This is a genomic window from Streptomyces sp. 15-116A, assembly GCF_025290915.1.
Lineage (GTDB): Bacteria > Actinomycetota > Actinomycetes > Streptomycetales > Streptomycetaceae > Streptomyces.
This window is the reverse complement of record NZ_JAOCQE010000457.1, coordinates 1-2,927: the sequence shown is the minus strand read 5'-3', so window position 1 is coordinate 2,927 and position 2,927 is coordinate 1. Positions and strand designations below refer to the sequence as shown.

At 72.4% G+C, this 2,927-nt stretch carries 2 protein-coding genes; both read left to right on the top strand.

What is annotated here, in order from left to right:
- The coding region (locus tag N4P33_RS34295) for a peptidoglycan recognition protein (protein ID WP_260830831.1) at nt 1–1,411 on the top strand (1,411 nt) is incomplete at its 5' end.
- Between the two features lie 105 nt (nt 1,412–1,516).
- Nucleotides 1,517–2,599 carry an NDP-sugar synthase gene (locus tag N4P33_RS34290; protein WP_260830830.1) on the top strand — a complete coding sequence of 361 codons (1,083 nt, stop codon included), beginning with the start codon at nt 1,517–1,519 and terminating at the stop codon, nt 2,597–2,599.
- Nucleotides 2,600–2,927: the final 328 nt, after the last annotated feature.

Here is a 2,927-nt window from a genome sequence, read left to right as displayed (position 1 = left end):
CGCGAGCGTCCCGGCCGCCGAGCCGGGCATCCCCGGCAGCACCCAGTCGCTGCCCCTGAACCCCCTCACCCGGGACCGTTCCTCCGGCGCCGCCGTGTTCGGCCTCGCGCCCCGGACGGTCCGTCACTTCTCCCTCCTCGGCGTCGTCTGGGACGACCCCGCCGCCGAACTCCACGGCCGCGTCCAGGTCCGCACCCGCGCGGCCGGCACGGGCACCTGGTCCGGCTGGCAGGACGTCGAGACCCACAACGCCGATCACGCGGCCGACCCCGGCACCGCGGAACGCTCCTCCGGACGCGTCCGGGGCGCCACCGCACCGCTGTGGGTGGGGGAGTCCGACGGGGTGGAGATCCGGGTGCAGGGGGTGCCTGAAGGGTCGTCGGGGGTGTCGGAGTCGTCCGGTGCGGACTCCGGGTCCGATGGGGCTCCCGGTGCGGACTCCGGGCACGGTGTGGCTCCCGGTACGGATTCCGGTGCGGCAAGGACCGGAGAGGCCGCCGGGGCGCTTCCCGCCGGGCTGCATCTCGAACTCATCGACCCCGGCGCGGATCCCGCTCCCGCCGAGGCGCCCGGTGCCGCGGCCCCGCCACCGGTCACCGCCGCGGACGAGTCCCGTACGGGCGTCATGACCGCCGAGGAGACCGCCACCTCCGAGGCCAACGCCGGGCTCGCGCCCCTCGGGGCCACCGAGATTCCCGAACTGACCCGTGAGCAGACGGAGGCGGAACTGCTCGCCCTGCGCGGCACGGAGGCGGCCGGATCCGTCGACGCGGCCGGGACCGGTGCGCTGCCGCAGGCCAAGCCGTACATCGGGCCGAGGCCCGCCATCACCACCCGCCGCGGGTGGGGCGCGAACGAGAGCCTGCGCGAAGGCGGGTTCGTCTACACCAAGAAGGTCAAGGCGGCCTTCGTGCACCACACCGCCTCCGGCAACAACTACTCGTGCGCGCAGGCGCCTTCCCTCATCCGCGGCTTCTACCGCTACCACACCGTCAGCCTCGGCTGGCGCGACATCGGCTACAACTTCCTCGTCGACAAGTGCGGCCGGATCTACGAGGGCCGGGCCGGGGGAGTGGCCAAGCCGGTCAAGGGCGCCCACACCCTCGGCTTCAACAGCAACAGCATGGGGATCGCCGTCATCGGCTCCTACGGCGCCACGAAGCCGTCGTCCTCCGCCGTGAAGGGCATCTCGCGGCTCACCGCGTGGAAGCTCGGCCTGCACGGCATGAATCCGAAAGCGAAGACATATCTGACGTCCGCCGGTGGCAACCTGTACGCGAAAGGCAAGAAGGTGCGCATGAACGTGATCTCCGGTCACCGGGACGGGTTCAACACCTCCTGCCCCGGGGGGAAGCTCTACAGCAAGCTCGGCAAGGCCCGCAGCACGGCGGCCCGCTACCAGGGCCGCTGAGGCGCGCGGCGGCGCGGGTTCGTATCTCTCCCTGCCGGAGGGTCTGCATACACTGACCGGCCGAAAGACAGTTCGGCCGGTCCCGGCAGGAAGCAGAGACGACAGGTGACAGAAGCGATCCTCCTGGTCGGCGGCAAGGGCACGCGACTGCGTCCGCTCACGGTGCACACGCCCAAGCCCATGGTGCCCGCTGCCGGGGTGCCCTTCCTCACGCACCAGCTGGCGAGAGCGAGAGCGGCGGGCGTCGAGCACATCGTGCTGGCGACGTCGTATCTGGCCGAGGTGTTCGAGCCGTACTTCGGCGACGGGGCGTCGCTGGGGCTGCACATCGAGTACGTCACGGAGGAGGAGCCGCTCGGCACGGGCGGGGCGATCCGGAACGTGGCGTCCCGGTTGCGGTCGGGGCCGGACGAGCCGGTGCTGGTGTTCAACGGCGACATTCTGACGGGGCTGGACATCTCGGCGCTGGTGCGGACGCACGAGACCTCCGGTGCGGATGTCTCGCTGCATCTGACGAAGGTGACGGACCCTCGGGCGTACGGGCTGGTCCCCACGGATGCGACGGGGCGGGTGCTCGCGTTCCTGGAGAAGCCGCAGACGCCGGAGGAGATCGTCACCGATCAGATCAACGCGGGGGCGTATGTGTTCCGGCGCTCGGTCATCGACACGATCCCGGTGGGGCGGCCGGTGTCGGTGGAGCGCGAGACGTTCCCGGAGCTGTTGTCGGCGGGGGCGCATCTGCAGGGCATGGTCGACTCGACGTACTGGCTGGACCTGGGTACGCCGGCGGCCTTCGTGCGTGGCTCGGCGGACCTGGTGCTGGGCCGTGCGCCGTCGCCTGCGGTGCCGGGCCGGTGCGGGGACCGGCTGATCCTGCCGACGGCGCGGGTGGCTCCCGACGCGAAGCTCGCGGGCGGGACGGTGGTGGGCGAGGGCGCGTTCGTGGCGGAGGGCGCGCGTGTCTTCGGCAGCACGATCCTGCCGGGGGCGGTCATAGAGCCGGGCGCGGTGATCACCGACTCGCTGATCGGCACGAAGGCCCGGGTGGGCGAGCGATCGGTGTTGACGGGCACGGTGATCGGGGACGGCGCGGTGATCGGGGCGGGCAACGAGCTGCTGGAGGGCGCGAGGGTGTGGTGCGACGCGAAGATCCCGGCGGGCGCGGTCCGCTTCTCGTCGGACCAGTGAGCTTGTGGGTGCGGGTCCGGTGGGTGGATGCCTGCGGCGCGCTACTGGGGCTCCGGCGGGTGTTTGCCTGCGGCGCGCTACTGGGGCTCCGGCGGGTGGATGCCTGCAGCGCGCCGCTGCGGCTCCGGTGGGGGTGCGCGTGGGAATGCCTGCGGCGCCGCTGCGGCTCCGGTGGGGTGCGCGTAGCGCCCACGGTCGGTGGGTGAGTCGGGCCCGGGTCGGTGGTGTCCGTCCTCGGTCTGGCGCGAAATAGGTCGACTCAAGAGGCTGGTCGGCGCGGACGCGCCAGCCGCTGCGGGCAGACACCACCGCCCCGTCCCCTCCCCGC